The sequence below is a fragment of the Ruegeria sp. G12 genome (assembly GCF_056533565.1).
Map to the genome: position 1 here is coordinate 1 of NZ_JBQFOO010000013.1, position 18,516 is coordinate 18,516.

Consider the following 18,516-nt stretch of genomic DNA (forward strand, 5'->3'; position numbering starts at 1 on the left):
CCGGGACAACCCAGCCGGACACCGGGACAACCCAGCCGGACACCGGGACAACCCAGCCGGATACCGGGACCACCCAGCCGGATACCGGGACCACCCAGCCGGACACCGGGACCACCCAGCCGGACACCGGGACAACCCAGCCAGATACCGGGACCACTCAGCCAGATACCGGGACCACTCAGCCAGATACCGGGACCACTCAGCCAGATACCGGGACCACTCAGCCAGATACCGGGACCACTCAGCCGGACAGTGGGGTAAACAAGCCTATCGTTGACACCACCCATCCCGACGCTGGCACGACCCAGCCAGACAGCGGGGCGACGGCAGGGATGGTCTTTGATGATTTCGTTCTGGATATCGCATCATTGCTCGGCAACGATGAGATCCAGCTGAAAGGGGACGCGACCGTCGCGAATACCGGCTCTGGACCGGCGATTCAATTCGACGGCAAGGACGATTACGTAAGCTTCGGTCGCCTTGAAGAGTTCGAAGATTCCGAGCAGATCGCCTTTACGATCGAGTATACCCGGGACGAAGCAGATGGCAGCGGGCAGCGTCTGGTCTGGAACCACACGAAATTCGGCCTGTCCGTCGTCGGCGACGGGCTGGTTGTGAATGTTGCCAACAACGATGCCAAGTTCCACAAAGGCTTCAAGGCATATGATCTCGGCCTGAACGATACCGAAACGCACACGATCACCGTTCTGGTTGACCAGAATGCGGACCGGCTGCAGGTGATCGTTGATGATCAGGTTGTCATCGATGAAACCGGAGTGGACTTCGACTTCACCGGCGGCGGCCAGTGGGGTTGGTCGCTGGGCTCTCCGTGGGGTCGCGACGTGGATGGCGAGATCAGCGCCTTTGCGATCGATGATGAGGTTCAGTTTGTCGACACGACGGTTCTGGACGACACCATGATCGCCTGACGCCAGTGCGTGCAACCACAGGCAAAACGAATGAAATCGAGGCGGGGCGCAGGAAATTGCGCCCCGTCTTTGCTTTCTGCATCTGGCCTTTTGCGGGTTCTTTCCACATAACGCTATGTAAGTTCTGTTTCGTGTTTATGGTTTCGATTTATGATTTTGTCTGACCGGTATCGTTTTGTTTTCATCCATGTCCCCAAATGCGCGGGAACCTCGGTGCGCGCTGCCGTTTTACCCTTTCACGATGCTGACAGCCGGTTCCTGAAAACCGTGGAACATCATCCGAAACTGGGTGAGATCGACTTTCGGCATTTGCCGCTGTCCTTGCTGCGCGAACTGGACCCCGAAGCGTTCGGAAAGCTTGAAATCTACGAAAGCTACGCGCTTTTGCGTGACCCGTTTCAAAGGTTCCGGTCTGCCATGGCGCAACGGGCCAAGATGTATCTGGGCAAGGAATTCGCGCAGCTCGATGACAGCGATATCCGTGACGAGATCGGCAAAGTGATCTCTTATCTCCAATCCGATCCTGCGGTGATCGCACCGGATTACATCCATTTCGCCCGGCAATCGGGGTTTGTCGAGGTCGACGGAAAACGCATGGTCCGTAACCTATACCCCGTCGAACGGATGGATTGTTTCGTTTCTGATCTGGCCCGCCATATCGGCACCGATGCGCTGGAAATCGGCCATGCCAACCAGACCACGGTGTTTCGCTATCAGGGCCTGAGCCGCATCATGTATGCGGGAAGTGCCGTTGCCAGGCGGGTTCTGCCCGGACCGATACATGAAAAGCTGCGTGTCTCGGCCCGGAAACTGTTAATGAAACCAAACGCTTCTTCCGAGCCTTCCGTGTTTGACCGGCCCGAAATCCGGGGATTTGTGCAAGATTACTATGCCGCAGACATTGCTTTGCACCAAAAAGCGCTTGAGGATGTTGTCGCATAATCACACCCAATTCCGGTCCGGGCGCACCCCGGACAAAACCCGTTATCGTCATGGTATTCATCAAAAGTGATTTTTTTCTATGATCTGTTTTCGGGATAACAGTCAGGCAAGGCATAGATCTGCTAACATATGCGCAAAGCGGTGGTGAACTTCATTGGTAGCATCGACAGGTACAAGACGGGATTTGCAGGCGGCGGGTGACAGCACCGGGCGCACATCCCGGCCGTTTGTCGTACCTTTGCTGTTCATCGGCTTTACGTTGCCGCTTTATTTTGAACTCGCGGGCCTGCAACTCAGCGGGTATCGCATTGTTCTGCTGGTTTTCTTTTTCCCGGCCCTGATCCGCTGGCTTGACGGCTCGGGCGGGTATTATGCGCCCGATTTCCTTGTCCTGGGTTATGCGCTCTGGGGCGCGCTGGCGATCTTTTACCACCACGCCCTGTGGAGGTGGGAATATATCGGCATCTCGTTCATCGAGACGACAGGCCCGTATTTCATCGCCCGCTGGATGATACGGGATGAACACGCCTTTCGGGTTTTTGTGCGATGGATCTTTATTGCCGTGCTGCTGATGCTGCCGTTCAGCGTCTATCAGTTCATTGCGGACAGGTCATTGATCCTCGAGATATTCGGGAAGATCGGAAATGTTTACAATGTTGTACAGGAGGAGCCGCGTTTGGGCTTCTACCGGGCTCAAGGGTCGATGCCGCATCCGATCCTGTATGGTGTCTTTTGCAGCGTTGCCTTTTCCCTGGTCTGGTATGTCCTGGGATATGGCAAAGGGTTCACATTCAGGATGTCCCGGGTCAGCAATGTCGTACTTGCCACGTTTGTCTCTCTGTCCTCGGGGGCCTGGCTGTCGATCGTGGTGCAAGTGGCCTTGATGGCCTGGAAGACCATATTCTCCTTCCTCCAGAGAAAGTGGAACCTGCTGCTTTACATGTTTGCGGGACTGTATCTGTTTCTCGAGATTTTCGCGAACCGGCCTCCGGCCCAGATTTTCGCGGCCTATCTGACGATCAAGAAATCGACGGCGATGAACCGGATTTTCATTTTCACCTATTCCTCGGACGACATCCTGAACAATCCGATATTTGGGATCGGGTTCAACGAATGGTCGCGCCCGCGCTGGATTGTTGGAAGCGTCGATAATTTCTGGCTGGTTGTCGCCTTGCGCTACGGGTTGCCGTCGCTGATTTTCATCGTGGCGGCCATCGTGATGACTTTCGTGATCCTGGGGCGGGCCAAGCTGTCCAGCAAATTGGAAAGCTACCGCTTGGGGTATCTTTTTGCTCTGACCGGGTTCTGTGTTTCAGCCATCACAGTGCATGTCTGGGACGCCACATTGTGTCTTTTGATGTTCCTGCTGGGTGCGGGGATCTGGATGGTCAATGCCAAAGAGGAAAGCGATCAGCCGCAGGTCGAGGCGAACCAGCGCCGCACGCGGCGGATTCGCTATACGCGGTTCGGGCCCGAGGGAACATAAGCGGCCAAAAGGGGGCGGCGCGTTTGGTGATAAGTGTATAAGGAAGTCGACAGGTGTCAGTTCAGCAAAGCAAGATTACGACAGATGCCGGGATTGGCCGCAAGCCGAAGCGGTCGGAACTGCAGAAAAAACTGACTCAGGTTCCCATTACGTTTCGCAAGAATTACGGGCTTCTGAAAAACCCCGAATTCTGGCAAATCCTTCCGCTTCTGATGGCCAGCCGGATGCGGGCGCGGGGTTCTGAAGAAGAGCAGCCGAAAATTTTTGTGGGCACGCACCACAAGGCCATGACCACCTATTTCAAGGCGGTGCTCAAGCTTCTGGCCTTTGGGCTGAACGCCCGGTTCGAGGATATCTCGAAAGAGGCTCCGCAACCGAAGACCCGGGTTTTTCTGTCAACGCACAGCCGGACACCATGGTCTGAAATCGGGCGCTACCGGGGGATACATATCATGCGGGATCCGCGCGATATGATCGTATCCTCCTATCATTACCATCTGTGGACGAACGAGCTTTGGGCTCATGTCCCGGATGAAAACGGACGGACCTATCAGGAAAAGCTTCAGGCGGCGGACAAGACCGAAGGTCTGTTCATGACAATCCGCCACTTCATCTTTTTCAGCCGCGAAACGCTTGAGAACTGGGATCTGGATGACCCGGATATCCTTGAGGTCCCGTATGATGCGCTCATGGGTGATCAGCGAGATGAGCTCTATTCCGAGATGTTCACTTTCTTGGGGCTGACCGGACAGGAGCATGAGTTGGGTGTCCGTCTGATGCGCCTGTTCGAGGCTGGCAAGCGCAGCAAGGTTTCGGCCACGAAAACCAACGAACGCGCGCATATCCGCAGCGGCCGCAGCGGGCAGTGGAAAGACGAGCTAGAGCCCGAGCATCTGGCCTATATCGAACAGGAACTGGGGCATGTTCTGGATAAATTCGGCTATGCCCGGTCCTCGGTCACAGGATCGAAGGACGCCGTCTGATAGCCCTATCGCAGCGGCAGAAGCTGCTTTCTGATCATACCGACCGCGCGGCGCATGCGCCGGGCCACAGGCATTTGTCCCGCCAGTATCGCGTCAATCTCAGCCGGTGTCATATCCCCACGCAGGGATGTGCGTGGGCGCAGAAAGGCATCGCCATTCATAGGCCCGGTATCACTTGAAAACGCCGTCTCATACCCGTGATGGCGCAGGGCGCGCAGGACTCGGGCGTTGTACCTGCCGAACGGTATTCCGGCCTGGGTCACAGGGGTGCCGCACAATTCCTGCAGCACATGGCGGGATTGGGTCAGTTCCTGTTCAAGCGCTTCGGCACTAAGCGTGCTCCAGGCGACATGGGCGATCCCGTGGCTGCCAATGCCCATTCCGGCGGCCAGCAGCGCCGTGACGTGGTCGCGGGCCAGAGAGCCGGTTTCGTCCAACCGCCCCGTCAGCACAAAGAACGTCGCGGTCAGCCCGCGCCGGGTCAGGGCGGGCAGGGCGATTTCATAATCCGACAGGTTGCCGTCATCGAAGGTCAGAACAAAGGCCTTCGGATCGGGGCTTGCCGCAACCCGGTCCAGAACGCCGCTAAACTGGGCCTCGGACAGCCAGTAGGGTGCCTCACCTTCTTCCAGGTCGCGGGCCGGGGTGCCTATGCCGTGGAAGTTCAAACCGATCAGGCGGGCCATATCAGGACCTCAGCCTTTTGTGCAGGGTTTCGGCCAGATCGATCAGACCGGCCCCAAGCCCGCTTGGCCGGGCTTCATAAGGCCCCGCCGCCGTGACGTCCGTGCCGCCCGTACGCAGTTTGAAGCGGGTGACGCTTGGATTTGCCTCGGCGTCGATCCCGCCCAGATCGAAGCATTTCACCCCCCGTTCGCGGCAATACAGCATGGACTGCCACATCAGGTAATGCCCGGCATTGAGCTTCCGCCCGGCCTCGGACGTGGCGCCGAACAGATAGGTGGCGTTTGGACCGGACACTCCGATCGTCATCGCGCCGATATCTTCGCCATCCTTGCGGGCAGTCAGAACGTCATGGTCGAAATCCTGCCCCGACAGCGCATAGTAGAATTCCGGAGGGATATCGGGCTGAAACCCCTTGGCATCCCGCACCTGTTCGTAAAGGTGGCTGAAGCGGCCTGACAGGTCCGAGATCGGGCCGGTTTCAAGCTCCAACCCGGCTTTCAGCGCGTTGCGCAGAGGGTTGCGCCATTTGCCATGCAGGGCGCGCATCAGGTCGTCGTCCTGCTGATCCGGGTCGATCAGCACGGTGCGATAGGGTGCGGCCCGTTCGGTCGGTGTGAAGCCTGCGCGCGCAATCGCATCCTCTGCCGGGGAGGCATGAACCGGAAAGCGCAGGCGCAGGATATGTCCTGCGGCATGCGCATGATCGCGCAGCCCCAACAAAATTGAACAGAGGGTGTCCGGGTCGGGTTCGGGCAAATCGTTGGAAGCGGTCAGCGGCCCTGCGGCGACCCACGCAATGCCCCGGTTCAGAACCGGAATCCTTTTGATCCGCAGGCAGGCCGCGGCAACGGGCGTTTCCTGCGCATCATACAGGGCGACAAATTCCGTGGTTGCGCCGATCCGCTTGGCTGCCGCGCGCGCGTAGGTCAGGCTCTGTTCATAGGTCAGGTCCCGGAACCGCGCGCTAAGCGCGGGCCATTCCTGTTCGGACAGAACTTTTACGGACAGCTGTTCAGTGATCATGCCGGGGTCATATCCGTGTTCTGATCCAGGCGGACCATAAAGGTTTGTGCCCCAGCGGGATCACCGATCGCAGGCGCGGGGCGATGCGACCGAACCAGAGCCTGTAATAGGCCAGATGCAGAAAACGCGCCCAGCCGAGGCTGATTTTGATCACGAATGATGACCACGCCGATTGCCGCGAGACGATCAGACGGTGGGTGGCCACCGATTCACCGCCATAGATCAGTTTGTAGCCATATGCGCCGATTCCGGCCTCGATCCGGGTTACGCCTGCGCTGATCAGTTGCTCGATCATCTGGATCAGGCCGATCTTGCCCAGGCTCAGGCGTTCCAGTTCCGGGTCGGTCGATCTGGCAGGCAGCCGCCAATGGCAGACCTGCCCCGAGACCAGACAAAACTGTGTGGCAAGGGGCCCATCCCCGCCGTGCTGTTCGACGAACCAGGTTTCATGGCTCTGTAACGTTGCCTCTGCCAGATCGCTGTAGAACGCGGCGCTGCCGGGCCAGTCCACGAAATGGCCACCCTTTCCGATCTCTTGCCATTGTCGGTTGTGAAAGCCGACAAAATCCCGGAACTGATCGCTGCCGGGATGAACCAGCGCTGTGGTCAGCCCGTGATCTTTCTGCAGATGTTTCAGGTCCCGTCGATACTGGCTGCGCCGTTTCTTGGACAGGTTTGCAAGATAGCCGTCAAACGTGTCGGGCAGTTCGAAAACGGTATGTGTGCCCGAGGGGGCATCGGACAGGGTCAGGGCCGGGGCGTTGTCGTTTTGATCCACGACATCCCGGACAGCGGCGAGTATGTCTCCACGCTCGGATGCCGGGCTGAAGCTGACCAGATGGGCGCGCCCCTCATCAAGCAGGCCGGTGAGCGCTTCGGTCAGGCTCTGTGCCAGCACGTGGTTTTCGGCTGCAAGCCGGAAAAGCACCGTATTTGGGTCAGTCGCGGCCAGTTTGGCGATGCGAATTCTGACCGGCCCGGCCCAGACCGAATGGATCATGAAGGGCAGCAGGGCGACCAACTGGCCCTGCGCATCGTGCACCACAAGGGTTCGGAGCGTCCTGCCGCGTCCGAAATGGGCCCACCAGGTCAGGACCCAGACCGGCGTGGCATAGATATCCGCCCCCGTCCGCTGGGCCAGAGCGGCCCATTCTGCGGTGATGTCTTCAAGGGGCTCTGTCCCGTCGACCCATTGAAACATCATCTGGGTGCCTGTGTCCTTCACTCTGCCGGCTCCTGCCGGGTCAGGTGATACCGCAGCGAGGCCCGCGCCAGACGCCGCCTTGCGGCAGCCTCGTCCTGCTGGTTTGCGGCTGACAGGGCAAAACGCAATATGGAAGAGCCGACAAAGATCATCCGGCCCAGCAGCGCGCCGCTCAGACCATAGTGCTTGCGCAGGTAGATCATCTTGCTTTTCTGCATCTGGACGAACATGCGCGACCGGATCTGAACAGTGCTTTTTCCACCGCCGTCCAGATGCAGGATCTGCGCCTCGGGCGCAAAAACGCAACGCCAGCCTGCATCGCGAATGCGGCGGCACCAGTCAGCCTCTTCCGAGTAGACAAAGAACGCCTCGTCCAGCAGACCCACAGCCTCGAAAACGCGGCGGGGCACCAGCATGAACATGCCGGACACCACATCGACCTCGCGCTCGGACCGCCGGTCCCAGTCGCCATATTCGGCATGGCTGAGGAACCTGTTCTTCGGTGACAGGCGGCGCAATCCGAACTCGCTCAGCGCCAGATTGCCTGGACCGGGATCGGCAAAGCAGGTGCGCTGGATTGTGTCCTCATCCTCCAGAACCTGACATCCGACACAGCCCACGTCCGGATGCTGCGCCAGCCAGTCCAGCATGGTGTCGATGGCACCGTTCAGGATGATCGTATCGGGGTTAAGCAGCAGCAGGTTATCGCCGCGCGCGATCTCCAGCCCCTGATTGTTCGCGGCGGCAAACCCCCGGTTGGCGTCATTGGCAATCAACCGGACATCGGGAAACTCATCGCGGACAAGATCGGCCGATCCGTCGCTTGAGGCGTTATCGACAACGATGACCTCATGCGGGTGCTGCGTTTCGCGCGCGATCGAGATCAGGCAGTCCCGCAGGATGTCCCGGGTGTTCCAGTTCACGATTACGATGGAAACAGCGCATTCGGCATGCGTGCTGTGCGACGATGAAATCATGAAACCCTGTTCTCTTTAACCGCTTACATCTTCAAATTGTTTAGCCATTGTTCGAATCTATGAATACACTGAACTCGGTCAAACGATGACTGTTGTTAAAAAGTAGCTGTGAAATTCAAAGTAAATATATCAGCGTATTGAGGTATTAGTTTGGCAGTGCAGCAATTTGCGGGGCAAGACAGCGTTAAGATTGAATGCACTGAGGCCCTGAGCGCAGAGCAACGTGCCGAGTGGGTGGCGTTCCTGAATGCGGCCAAGCGCCAGCATCCCCGGCAATCGCCACTGTTTGCAAATTCGGAACAAAAGTTGGGAAACAAGGTGATTTATGCCTTGGCGCGTCGTGGTGAGGTGCTTGCAGGTGTCGCCCTGCTTTCGCTTGAACCGCACCCGTTTTTGCCCGGTGCCTGGTCCCGTGCCTTTTGCCTGAGCGGGCCGGTTTGCGACAATGCAGCAGACATGGAACGCTTTCTGGAGGCCCTGCGCCAACAGCGCGAGCTTGCCCGGGTCGGCAGCCTGAATGTCACGCCGTTCTGGACCGAAAAAGATGCCGAAACGCTTGATGCGGTTCTTGCACGCGCAGGGTGGCGCATCGCCGAAGAAGAACAGTTTCGTCAAACCGGATGGGTCGACATAACCGGCACGCCGGACGAGATCATGAAAGCGTTTTCCAAAAGCGCGCGGCGCGAGGTCCGGCGTGCCGAGCGGCAGGGCGTTTCGTTCCGTGCCGCACGCACAGCCGATGAATTCCGCATCTTCATAGAAAGCATGAACCGGTTGCGGCACCAGCGGGGGCTGCAGGAACTGGATGTGCCCGCCTACAAGGCGACGTTCGAAGACGTGCTGTTGCCGGGCGATCTGGGCACCGTGCTTCTGGCCTGGCAGCAAGAGGTCTTTCTGGCGGGGCTGTTGGTGTATCGCAGCAAGGATGTCGTGCACGGGCGGCATTTCACCACCGAACCGGACCATCTGCGCGCAGCGGGCAACCTGCGGATCGCGCCCGCCTTGTGGCTGGAGGCGATGATCTGGGCCAGGGAAAAGGGCTGCACCATTCTGGATGTCGAAGGGTACCGGACGCCGGTTCCGGGCGAAAAGAAGTTCAACATCCACAAGTATAAATCGGAATTCAATCCGCAGGTGGTCCAGCGCATTTCCGCGCGGGAAAAGATTGTGAACAGGCATGTCTATCTGACAGGGAATGCGCGCAGTCTGATCCGGGGGCAGCTGAAAAAGGTCAAGCGGGCCGTTACGGGGTGACCCCGCACGCCCGGACGAATGGTTGGTGACACGAAACATGAAGCTGGCAAAAAAAGGCAAGACGCAGCTGATCCTGGGGGCCGCGCAGCGGGGACCGGGGGCCTTGGTCCGGCAGGTCTGGCTGGCCCTGATGGACAGCTTTGTCCGCAAGCGCCATCTGGTTTTTCGGCTGGACGCAGGCAGCCGTGAAGGCGGCCTTGAGGCTGATCAGGAGGCGGCGCAGGTCCGGGAAATCCTGTCGCCGGACGATTTCCCTCAAGACGAACTGGCCTTGCTGAATGACTCCGAGGCCTCGCATGACTGGGGGGCGATGGGCTGGCTCGAGGCCGGATGGCGGCTTTGGGTGCTGGAAAAAGACGGTCACGTTCAGGCGCTGGCCTGGGTCCGGGATGCCGCCCATAGCCGCGATTTTTTTGTGCCCCTGAATGAGCACGAGGAGTTGTTCTGGCATATCTACGTCCTGCCGCAGTATCGGGGCCGGAATTTGCAGGGCCAACTCTGGAACGCGATCATCGCCGACCGGGTGGCCGATGGGGTCCAGGGGTTTTTCACCAATTGCCGGGATTACAATGTGCCCTCCAAGCTGAATATTCAAAAAGTGGGGTTTGTGCCCGTTGGACATTGCGATGAAAGCCGCCTGACACGCCGTCGCGTCTGGCGAAGCTATTGAAGGGCAGGGGGTGAGATGACCACCGATACAGGGAAGAACGCGCTTTATTGCGGTGATCCGCCAATGCGGCTGGCCAATCTGTTCCGCCGTGACCCTGCGGGCGGATATGCGGCCCTGTTTCAGGACCGCTCGGTTTTCTGGAGCTTCAACACCCGTGTCGCGATCCGGGCGGCCTGCGATCTTCTTGACCTGAAACCCGGGGATGAGGTTCTGGCCCCGGCCTATAATTGCGGGTCCGAGGTTGACCCGCTGATCGACGCCAGTCTTTCGGTCCGGCAGTACCCGGTTGCCGAAGATCTGCTGGCCGATCCGGACCGGATCGAACCGCTGATCACAGGGCGGACGCGGGCCATCTACGTGACGCATTTCTTTGGGGTGATCCAACCGGCCCTGGCAGAGTTGCGCGCGCTGTGTGACCGGCACGGTCTGCGCCTGATCGAAGATTGCGCGCTGAGCCTGCTGAGCGGCACCTCTCCGGCGGAGGGTCGCACCGGTGATGTTTCGGTGTTCTGCTTCTACAAATTCCTTCCCGTCCTGGGGGGCGGGGCGTTGGTGATCAACGCTCCGGACCTGACCACTGCAAATCCGTTTTCACGGCCTGCGCCGCATAAACGGGTGGCAAAGACACTTGCCCGCACCGGTTTGGTCAATGTGCTGGGTCCGCAGCGTATCAAAGGGCTGAAACAGGCCTTGCGCGGATCGGATCAGGCGGAACCACAGGCTGGTCCTGTCGACGGGCAGCTCGAAGATATCCCGTGGCATTACTATTTCGACCCGACCCTGCGGAATGCGCGCATGAGCTTTTTTGCGTCACGCCCGCTACAGGCTTTTTCCGTGTCTCAGGCCATTGCGATCAGGCGGTCGAACTGGAAACGCTACCGGGACTTGCTGGAGGGCATGCCGGGCCTACAGATGCTTGTTCCGCAGCTTGCGCCCTCGACCTGCCCGCTCAATATGCCGATCATGGTGGACGGACGGGACCGGATCGTGCAGCGGTTGCAGGACCGCGGGATCGGGGCGACGCCCTGGTGGGCAGGGTTCAACCGCAATCTGGACTGGACAGGTCAGGAGGAGGCGATGGCGATCAAGGACCGCACTTTGACATTGCCGTTGCACCAATATCTGTCAGACGCGCATGTCGATCACATCGTATCCGAACTGAAAGACGCGCTGCCGGTCTGAGCTTCAATGCGCCGCGACGAATCTGGACCTGATCTTGGCCACCAGTTCCAAAACCAGGCTTTCAACACCCTTGGGTCGTCCGACCAGTTGCCACAGCAGCAGGTGTGTGCCGACATAGGCGAACACCCCGACCAGAACCTTGACCGCAAACCGGAAGCGCAGCAGCGGCAGGTCATCCGCCGTTTCGTAGGCCCAGCCCACCGCGTCGCCACTGCCATAGGCGCTGCTGACGAACAGCACAGCTACGATCATGGCCAGCGTGGATGCAAAAGACCGCCAGGCGACGGTGAGTGGCCCAAAGAACGTGCGGGTTCCATAGCGCTTCGCGATCATCAGGGTCGTAAAGATCGTCACCAGACTGGCACCCCCCGCTGCCAGCAACGCGCCTGTAAAGCCGAACTGAACGCCTTCGCGCATCAGCAGGCAGACAAAGATCAGAAGAAACGTGTTCCGGATGAACAGGATCTTGGTCGACCCTTCAATGTACGAGGCCGATCGGACGTTTTCCTGTAGTGTTTCAAGCGCCTTGAGCGGTGCCAGAATCCAGATCACCTGTGCCACGCCCAGCCATTGCCAGCCGATCACCACAACGACGATGTGATTGGCGACCAGCGCCATCCCAAGCGAAATCGGCAGCACGATGGCCAGCAGCAACTCGTTGAGCCGGTTAAACGCCTCATCCTGTCGGTCGGTGTTGCGCGAAATATCTGCCAGCCCGGGGTAAAGCACCCGTTGAAGCGGGGCAAACAGCTGGGTGGTGACAAGCGTGCTTAGCCGGTTGCCCAGCCGGAAAATACCGGCATCGGCCAGCCCAAGGGTCGCGCCGATGATGAGCTGCGGCATGTTGTTTGAAAAGAACAACGAAACCTGGGCACCCGTGGTCCAGACCGAAAAGGACAAGCAGTCGCGCCAGCGGGCCAATGACAGCCGCACGGTCATGGGCGCCATGCTGAATGTCAGGATACTGCGGGTTACAAGCGCACAGAAACTGGCGACAATGATGGCCCAGAAATCACCCCACAGCCAGGCCAGGCTGATTGCAATGATCGAATACACGATCCGGCTGATGGTTTCTTCTCCGGCCGCGAAACCGAAGCGCAGCTTGCGTTCGAACAGGACAAAGCGCGGGCTTTTCAGGGCGATGATCAGGGACAGGACACACAGCACCGGGGCAAGCTGGATCAGCTCGGGTATGTCCAGAAGGGCAAGCAGGGGCTGGGTCGCGTAGAAAAACAGCGCCCCGGCAACGCCGAGGATCACCTGAAAGGTGAACACCGTGCTCAGGTGTTCCTGAGTGACGTCGTCAAGCCGTATGAGAACGACGGCGATCTGCCGCTGCATCATCTCAAGAAAGGCTGTCGCAACCAGGAAGTAGGCGGCGATGCCGAAATCTTTGGGCGTCAGCAGCCGGGCGGTTACGATCAGGGTGAGCAGCCCCAGCACCTGCCGAAACAGGCTGGAGGCCAACAATGTGGTTGCCCCCACCGCAAGAGCGGACGTGCGGGAAGATGTGCTTTTAGCCGGAGCAGGGTCAGACGGCTGCTTCAAGTTCTTAACTTTCCAAACTCATAACAAACGACGCATTGCTGCGTTAGTGTTTCCAAATCGGCGATCCTGCGGGAGGCCCCGAGACGTACAGGAACGCGATTCTGGCATTCTGGCCGGACGGCTGATAGGTGCCCGCATAGTGCTGTTTTGTATGTGCCTCGCAACGATTTTGTTTCATGTATCAGAAGATACTCGTATCTCGTACCAGTAGATTGAATTCTGCTTCAAAGTGTATTCTCAATTGGTGTCATGAATTGGACATCAAATACAGAAAGAAACCAAGCGTGACGGTTCGCATGTCTTTGGGTGCTGAGTTTTAGAGCGGTATTACGGTATGAAAATTGCGATTTTTGGTTTGGGCTATGTGGGCTTCACGGCGGCGTGCTGTCTGACCCGTGAAGGGCACGAGGTGGTCGGTGTCGATGTGAACGCCGACAAGGTCTCTGAGATCAATGCGGGGCAGCCCCCGATCAAGGAACCGCAGGTGGCCGAGTTGCTGACCGAGGCGTTGGGCAAGAACCTGATCCGCGCCACGGTCGAAATCCCGGACCTGTCCGATGTGGATCTGGCCATCGTCTGTGTCGGCACGCCCAGTTCCACCGATGGCTCGCACAACATGAACTTCGTGGCCGAGGTGACGCGCCAGATCGCCAAGGCCGTCTCGCCCGACCGGGCGCGGCCTTTGACCGTGGCCTATCGATCGACCTTCCGGCCCGGCACGGTGCGGCAACTGATCGAGCCGATCTTTCAAAGCTATCTGGGCGATCAGACCGCGCAGGCGGTCGAGATCGTCTATAACCCCGAATTCCTGCGCGAAGCCTCGGCGGTGGAAGATTTCTTCAACCCGCCCAAGATCGTAGTCGGCACGGCCGATGGCAATCGCTCAGCAGTGATGGACGAGATGCACGAAGGGCTGGACGCGCCGGTTTTCTACACCGCCTTTGAAGAGGCCGAGATCACCAAATTCGTCGACAACACCTGGCACGCCACCAAGGTGGCTTTCGCCAATGAGGTGGGCCGCATCTGCCACAGCATGGGCGTGTCGGCCAAAACCATGCACGAGATTTTCGTCTCAGACACCAAGCTGAATATCTCGGCCTATTACACCCGTCCGGGTGGGGCCTTTGGCGGGTCCTGCCTGCCCAAGGATGTCCGTGCTTTGCAGCATATCGCCGGTGAGGTGGGCGCGCATACCCATCTGATCGACAGCCTGTTGCAGACCAATCAGGCGCACAAAACCTATCAGGCGCAGGACGTCATGGCGCGCCTGCCCGAGGGTGGTCGGGTGCTGATGGCGGGGCTGGCCTTCAAGGCCGGAACCGACGATCTGCGCGAAAGCCCCAATGTCGATATTGCCCGGCGTCTGCTGCAGGCGGGCTATCAGCTATCGGTCTATGACCCGGCGATCAAACCCGCCGATCTGCGCGGTCAGAACCTGGGCTATGCCTTTACCCATTTGCCCAACGTGGGCAGCTTGCTGGTGGATCGCGCCACGGCCGAGGCCGGGCCCTGGGATCTGGTGATCGGATCGAACCGGATCGTGAACGAGCTGACCCTTGGCGATGCAGAGGTGGTAAGAACCTATGAATATGACTAGCCCCGTATCCGCCGTTCAGCCGATCTCGTTCGACGAGCTACGCCAGAGCCAGCCCTTGAAGGGGCTGAAGGTTCTGATCGTGGTGGAAAACCTGCCCGTGCCCTTCGACCGCCGTGTGTGGATGGAGGCGCGCACGCTGGCCGCCGCCGGCGCGCTGGTCTCGGTCATCTGCCCCACCGGCAAAGGTCATGAGGAGCGGGTCTGGGAAGACGAAGGCATCAAGGTCTATCGCCACCCGCTGCCTTTGGATGCCAGCGGGGCGCTGGGGTATCTGCTGGAATATGGCGCGGCGCTGTTCTGGGAAAGCTGGCTGGCGCTGAAGATCAAGTTCACCCGCGGCTTTCACGTCATCCACGGCTGCAACCCGCCCGATCTGATCTTTCTGGTGGCGCTGCCCTTCAAGCTGTTCGGCGTGCGCTATCTGTTCGATCACCACGACATCAACCCCGAGCTCTACGAGGCCAAGTTCGACAAACGCGGCTTCTTCTGGAAGCTGATGAAGACGTTCGAACGGCTGACTTTCGCCTCGGCCCGGGTGTCGATTGCCACCAATGAAAGCTATCGCAAGATCGCCATCGAACGCGGCGGCATGGCGCCCGAGGATGTGTTTATCGTCCGCTCTGGCCCCGATCTGAGCCGGTTGCAGCATCTGCCCCCAAACCCGGACTGGCGCAACGGGCGCAAATATATGGTGGGCTATGTCGGCGTCATGGGCGATCAGGAAGGGATCGACCTGCTGCTGGAATCCGTGGCGCATCTGGTCAAGGTGCAGGGGCGTGAGGACATCCAGTTCTGTCTTGTGGGCGGTGGTCCCAGCCTGGACAAGCTGCAAGAACAGTCTGCCGAGATGGGTCTGTCGGAGTATGTCACCTTCACCGGCCGTGCGCCCGATCAGGATCTGTTCGAGATCCTGTCGACCGCCGATGTCTGCGTGAACCCGGACCGGGTGAACGAGATGAACGACAAATCCACCATGAACAAGATCCTCGAATACATGGCCTTCGAAAAACCCATCGTTCAGTTCGACGTGACCGAAGGGCGGTTCTCGGCGCAGGAGGCGTCTTTGTACGCCAAGGCCAATGATCCGGTGGATATGGCCGACAAGATCGCCGAGTTGCTGGCGGATGAAGAGCGCCGTGCCGTCATGGGCCGTTACGGCCGCGCCCGGGTCGAGGCGGAAATGGCCTGGCCCCATCAGGTGCCTGCCCTGATTGCCGCCTATAAGCGGATCTGGAAAGGGTAGGGTCCACCTATTTGGCGGTTTGCTTGGCTTTGATGCGCTCTGGTGCTTTGATCCGATGCCGCAGTTTCATGGCGGGCGCTTCAACCAGATGCCAGGACAGAACGGCGCAGATCAGGGTGAAGGGCATCGCGATGGCCATGTTTATGGCAGGGGTCGTGACCCCCGATTGCGCCACAAGCTGCTGGATGGGAAAGGCGTAAATGTAAACGCCATAGGAATAGTCACCCAGCCGGTTGTAGCTCAGCAGCAGCGGTACTTTGGCGTATCCGGCAAAGAACACCGCGTAAGACAGGCTGACAGCAAACACAGGCATGAACAGTGGCGTGAACCAGGCGGCGACGGTCACGGCTGTCGCCCCTGCAAGCACGCCCCAAGACAGGGGGATTTTGTCGCGCCAGATGTAAAACACCATCCCGGTCAGGAATGTCAGCCCAAGCTCGGCAAGCTGTTCAATGCGCGGGTTAAGCTGCAAGGCCATCGTCGCGGCATAGATGCACAGGAACAGCAGCGTTATCCCGGCAAAGACCTTTCGGCTTTTCAGCAGGCCAAGAAGGCCGCAAATAAAGACGCCGGTATAACAGGTGACCTCATAGGACAGCGACCAGAGCGAGCCGTTGATCCCCGCGCCGCCGGGGTTGGATTCGAACACGCCGGGCAGGTCGTATTTCAGATCGAACAACAGCATGTTGCGGGCGAAATATTCGCCGGTTGCGGCCCAGAACACAGACGGATCAGCGTCGGTCACCACGAAGCCGGCCACCAGGATGGTCACGACAAGCACTGTGGCAAGGGCGGGAAACAGCCGTAAGAGCCGGGCTGTCAGGAATGAAACCACGGATGATTGCCGGTCAAAGCTGCGCGTGATGAAGAACCCGGAAATGGCGAAGAAAATCCACACACAGACCGTTCCCAATGTCAGGCCGTGCAGCAGGTTTTCAAGCGGCTGCGGGGCCCCTCCGCCCCAGCTAATTGGGTAGGCGTGCGACACCAGAACACCACTGGCCGCAAGAATGCGGATCAGGTTGAAATTGTTATCGCGGCCGTCCGCGCGGTCCGCGATGAACCTGATGGTCCCTGTGGGTGATATGCTCGCAGCGCTTGCTTTCATCTATGGGTCTCTGGGTCGATCATATCCTGAAGGCGGGGCTATGGGGATGTTGCGCGCTGATACAGCGTCCACGGCTCGGCTGCGGCCAATATCCTGAAACCATCGACTTGTTGCCGGAAGGAATCCACCGCACAGACCACGACGGTATCCGCCTTTGCCTGCGACAAGACAGCCAGAGCGGAAGGCACCGTGTATTCCGTATCTCCGCTGATCTGCCGGGTTGCCGTCTGGATATCGTTCAGCGGTCCGACCAGCCGAATGGGCTGCTGTGTGGGGTTGGCAAATGTCGGCACAGCGGTCCCGTTGAACACCATGAGAAACGACAAGGGGATACAACTGGGCCTGAACATCTGCGGGTTCCGGGTGTCCTCCAGATAAGCCCCCGCGCCCAGGCTGAGCGTGTCGTGGGTGTTGAGTGCGTCGAGGAAGGCCGCGTAGTTCCTGCCATCCTGATACCACCCGGTGGTCAGCACCAGATTCCGGATCAGCAACAGCCCGGCAAGCGTTGCGATCGCTGCCTGCCGGTAAGGCAGTTTTGCATCCGGATTCAGAGACAGGCTGGCCGCCAGAAGCGTCAGCAACAGAAGCGGGGTCCGCTCGCTGAGATGCCCGACCCCAAACAGGTTGGGCGGAATGATCAGGACCAGCACGGCACAGAGCGCAACGGCAAGCTTCATGCGTTTGTCGATGTGCCAGACACCGGCCAGCAGGCCGCAGATCAGCGCCCCCCACAAAACAACGCCGAACCCGTAATCGAATGCGCGCCAGGTCGAATCTGCCACGCGCAGAAAGCCGTCGATGCGCAGGAAAACCTCGGTGCTCAGCCGCTCCCACAAGGTTCCTTTTTCCGCATGTGCCAGCAGGTTTGAAACCGATGAGGCCGCGCCGCCACCTGCGGTTTTCGTCTGCAGGAACAGCAGGACCGGGGCGACGGCGATCAAGGCCAGCCGGCCCGCCCGTCGTGCAAGGGCGGCAAACCCCGAATGCCCGGCCCGCAGCGCAAGCGACAGCTCGACCATGCCCAGGATCAGGCCCCAAAGCGCGAATGCAAAGCCGTGGATGAAAAACAGCAAAAGACCCAAGGCTGCTGTCACAAGCAACTGGCGCGTTGGGCGGTCCTGCGCCGCGATCCAGTATCCGGTTGCGCCCAAAAGAACGCCCAGCCCCAGCAGAAAGTTCGAAAACCCCCAGATCAGGATGTGGTTATAAGCCACCAGCCCGGCCAGCAGCACGTTCAGCGTTGTGATCCGGCCATGCAGGACATGCGACAGGTACAGGACACCGGCAAAGGGCGCGGCGATGATGAGCCCCGCGATCAGTTTGGCCCCAAGCAGCGGGTGCAGCACTTTCATGATGCTCACCCCCACGATATCGAGGCCGAGATTGGGCAGCAGTTGCCAGGCGGATTCGTAATACTGTTGCAGCGCATTTGAATCCGGCAGGTTCGCCAAAACATAATAGCGCGCAATATGGGCGTAGAAATCGGTCAGAGGCAGGACGGGCGTCACGAACAACGGAACCAGACTGACGCATATGGTCAGTATCAGAACCATGCGCTGGTCGTCACTTCGGATCGACGTATTCATCTCTGCCGTACACTCATACTTTTTCATATACTCAATAATCAGAACGTTTTGTCGGCGAATAATCAGAACCACTTCACCATACAGTTATTAGGCTCGG

At 59.2% G+C, this 18,516-nt stretch carries 16 protein-coding genes; 9 read left to right on the top strand and 7 right to left on the bottom strand.

Features of this window, described 5'->3' with window-relative positions; genetic code table 11:
* The 4 genes from ACR0JN_RS21310 to ACR0JN_RS21325 form a co-directional block, all read left to right on the top strand.
* Positions 1–929: hypothetical protein (locus ACR0JN_RS21310; protein ID WP_480888497.1), on the top strand; the 929-nt coding region annotated here is incomplete at its 5' end.
* A 150-nt stretch (positions 930–1,079) separates the two neighbouring features.
* A complete protein-coding gene (locus ACR0JN_RS21315) occupies positions 1,080–1,871 on the top strand; it encodes a sulfotransferase family 2 domain-containing protein (protein ID WP_480888498.1) in 792 nt (263 codons plus the stop codon).
* Positions 1,872–2,025: 154 nt separating this feature from the next.
* Entirely contained in the window at positions 2,026–3,357 is a 1,332-nt protein-coding gene (locus ACR0JN_RS21320) for an O-antigen ligase family protein (protein WP_480888499.1), read from the top strand.
* A gap of 53 nt (positions 3,358–3,410) precedes the next feature.
* The gene (locus ACR0JN_RS21325; RefSeq protein ID WP_480888500.1) at positions 3,411–4,340 is read left to right on the top strand and encodes a sulfotransferase domain-containing protein; all 930 of its coding nucleotides are present in this window, start codon (positions 3,411–3,413) and stop codon (positions 4,338–4,340) included.
* Between the two features lie 5 nt (positions 4,341–4,345).
* Here ACR0JN_RS21325 and ACR0JN_RS21330 read toward each other — a convergent pair whose 3' ends face one another.
* From ACR0JN_RS21330 to ACR0JN_RS21345, 4 genes are read right to left on the bottom strand one after another with little or no spacing between them, the layout of a single operon-like run.
* On the bottom strand, positions 4,346–5,026 hold the full coding sequence (locus ACR0JN_RS21330; protein WP_480888501.1) for a polysaccharide deacetylase family protein: 681 nt from the start codon (positions 5,024–5,026) through the stop codon (positions 4,346–4,348).
* Between the two features lies 1 nt (position 5,027).
* Positions 5,028–6,050 (bottom strand): lipid II:glycine glycyltransferase FemX, encoded by a 1,023-nt coding sequence (locus tag ACR0JN_RS21335; RefSeq protein ID WP_480888502.1) that lies wholly within the window; start codon positions 6,048–6,050, stop codon positions 5,028–5,030.
* A gap of 7 nt (positions 6,051–6,057) precedes the next feature.
* The gene (locus ACR0JN_RS21340) at positions 6,058–7,275 is read right to left on the bottom strand and encodes a GNAT family N-acetyltransferase (protein ID WP_480888503.1); all 1,218 of its coding nucleotides are present in this window, start codon (positions 7,273–7,275) and stop codon (positions 6,058–6,060) included.
* Positions 7,272–8,231: a glycosyltransferase family 2 protein gene (locus ACR0JN_RS21345; RefSeq protein ID WP_480888504.1), complete on the bottom strand. Its 960-nt coding sequence runs from the start codon at positions 8,229–8,231 to the stop codon at positions 7,272–7,274. Before ACR0JN_RS21345 ends, ACR0JN_RS21340 begins: the two co-directional genes overlap by 4 nt.
* Before the next feature lie 306 nt (positions 8,232–8,537).
* Here ACR0JN_RS21345 and ACR0JN_RS21350 point away from each other — a divergent pair, with 306 nt between their 5' ends.
* The 3 genes from ACR0JN_RS21350 to ACR0JN_RS21360 are packed head-to-tail and all read left to right on the top strand — an operon-like array spanning position 8,538 to position 11,337.
* On the top strand, positions 8,538–9,485 hold the full coding sequence (locus ACR0JN_RS21350; protein WP_480888505.1) for a GNAT family N-acetyltransferase: 948 nt from the start codon (positions 8,538–8,540) through the stop codon (positions 9,483–9,485).
* Positions 9,486–9,522: 37 nt separating this feature from the next.
* A complete protein-coding gene (locus ACR0JN_RS21355; RefSeq protein WP_480888506.1) occupies positions 9,523–10,155 on the top strand; it encodes a GNAT family N-acetyltransferase in 633 nt (210 codons plus the stop codon).
* A gap of 15 nt (positions 10,156–10,170) precedes the next feature.
* Positions 10,171–11,337, top strand: a complete 1,167-nt coding sequence (locus ACR0JN_RS21360) for a DegT/DnrJ/EryC1/StrS family aminotransferase (protein WP_480888507.1) — start codon at positions 10,171–10,173, stop codon at positions 11,335–11,337.
* 3 nt (positions 11,338–11,340) lie between these two features.
* Here ACR0JN_RS21360 and ACR0JN_RS21365 read toward each other — a convergent pair whose 3' ends face one another.
* The gene (locus ACR0JN_RS21365) at positions 11,341–12,807 is read right to left on the bottom strand and encodes an oligosaccharide flippase family protein (protein WP_480888508.1); all 1,467 of its coding nucleotides are present in this window, start codon (positions 12,805–12,807) and stop codon (positions 11,341–11,343) included.
* A gap of 412 nt (positions 12,808–13,219) precedes the next feature.
* Between ACR0JN_RS21365 and ACR0JN_RS21370 the strand changes: the two genes are divergently transcribed.
* Both ACR0JN_RS21370 and ACR0JN_RS21375 read left to right on the top strand, forming a co-directional pair.
* Positions 13,220–14,482 carry a nucleotide sugar dehydrogenase gene (locus ACR0JN_RS21370; RefSeq protein WP_480888509.1) on the top strand — a complete coding sequence of 421 codons (1,263 nt, stop codon included), beginning with the start codon at positions 13,220–13,222 and terminating at the stop codon, positions 14,480–14,482.
* A complete protein-coding gene (locus ACR0JN_RS21375; RefSeq protein ID WP_480888510.1) occupies positions 14,475–15,725 on the top strand; it encodes a glycosyltransferase family 4 protein in 1,251 nt (416 codons plus the stop codon). Before ACR0JN_RS21370 ends, ACR0JN_RS21375 begins: the two co-directional genes overlap by 8 nt.
* Before the next feature lie 7 nt (positions 15,726–15,732).
* Here the strand turns inward: ACR0JN_RS21375 and ACR0JN_RS21380 are convergent, their stop codons facing one another.
* A complete protein-coding gene (locus tag ACR0JN_RS21380; protein ID WP_480888511.1) occupies positions 15,733–16,833 on the bottom strand; it encodes an acyltransferase family protein in 1,101 nt (366 codons plus the stop codon).
* A 38-nt stretch (positions 16,834–16,871) separates the two neighbouring features.
* A complete protein-coding gene (locus ACR0JN_RS21385) occupies positions 16,872–18,446 on the bottom strand; it encodes a hypothetical protein (RefSeq protein WP_480888512.1) in 1,575 nt (524 codons plus the stop codon).
* Positions 18,447–18,516: the final 70 nt, after the last annotated feature.

Coding starts and splice junctions, on each gene's coding strand:
- ACR0JN_RS21315 (WP_480888498.1), top strand. CDS start 1,080: ATGATTTTGTCTGACCGGTATCGTTTTGTTTTCATCCATGTCCCCAAA.
- ACR0JN_RS21330 (WP_480888501.1), bottom strand. CDS start 5,026: ATGGCCCGCCTGATCGGTTTGAACTTCCACGGCATAGGCACCCCGGCC.
- ACR0JN_RS21335 (WP_480888502.1), bottom strand. CDS start 6,050: ATGATCACTGAACAGCTGTCCGTAAAAGTTCTGTCCGAACAGGAATGG.
- ACR0JN_RS21345 (WP_480888504.1), bottom strand. CDS start 8,231: ATGATTTCATCGTCGCACAGCACGCATGCCGAATGCGCTGTTTCCATC.
- ACR0JN_RS21355 (WP_480888506.1), top strand. CDS start 9,523: ATGAAGCTGGCAAAAAAAGGCAAGACGCAGCTGATCCTGGGGGCCGCG.
- ACR0JN_RS21360 (WP_480888507.1), top strand. CDS start 10,171: ATGACCACCGATACAGGGAAGAACGCGCTTTATTGCGGTGATCCGCCA.
- ACR0JN_RS21370 (WP_480888509.1), top strand. CDS start 13,220: ATGAAAATTGCGATTTTTGGTTTGGGCTATGTGGGCTTCACGGCGGCG.
- ACR0JN_RS21375 (WP_480888510.1), top strand. CDS start 14,475: ATGACTAGCCCCGTATCCGCCGTTCAGCCGATCTCGTTCGACGAGCTA.
- ACR0JN_RS21380 (WP_480888511.1), bottom strand. CDS start 16,833: ATGAAAGCAAGCGCTGCGAGCATATCACCCACAGGGACCATCAGGTTC.
- ACR0JN_RS21385 (WP_480888512.1), bottom strand. CDS start 18,446: ATGAAAAAGTATGAGTGTACGGCAGAGATGAATACGTCGATCCGAAGT.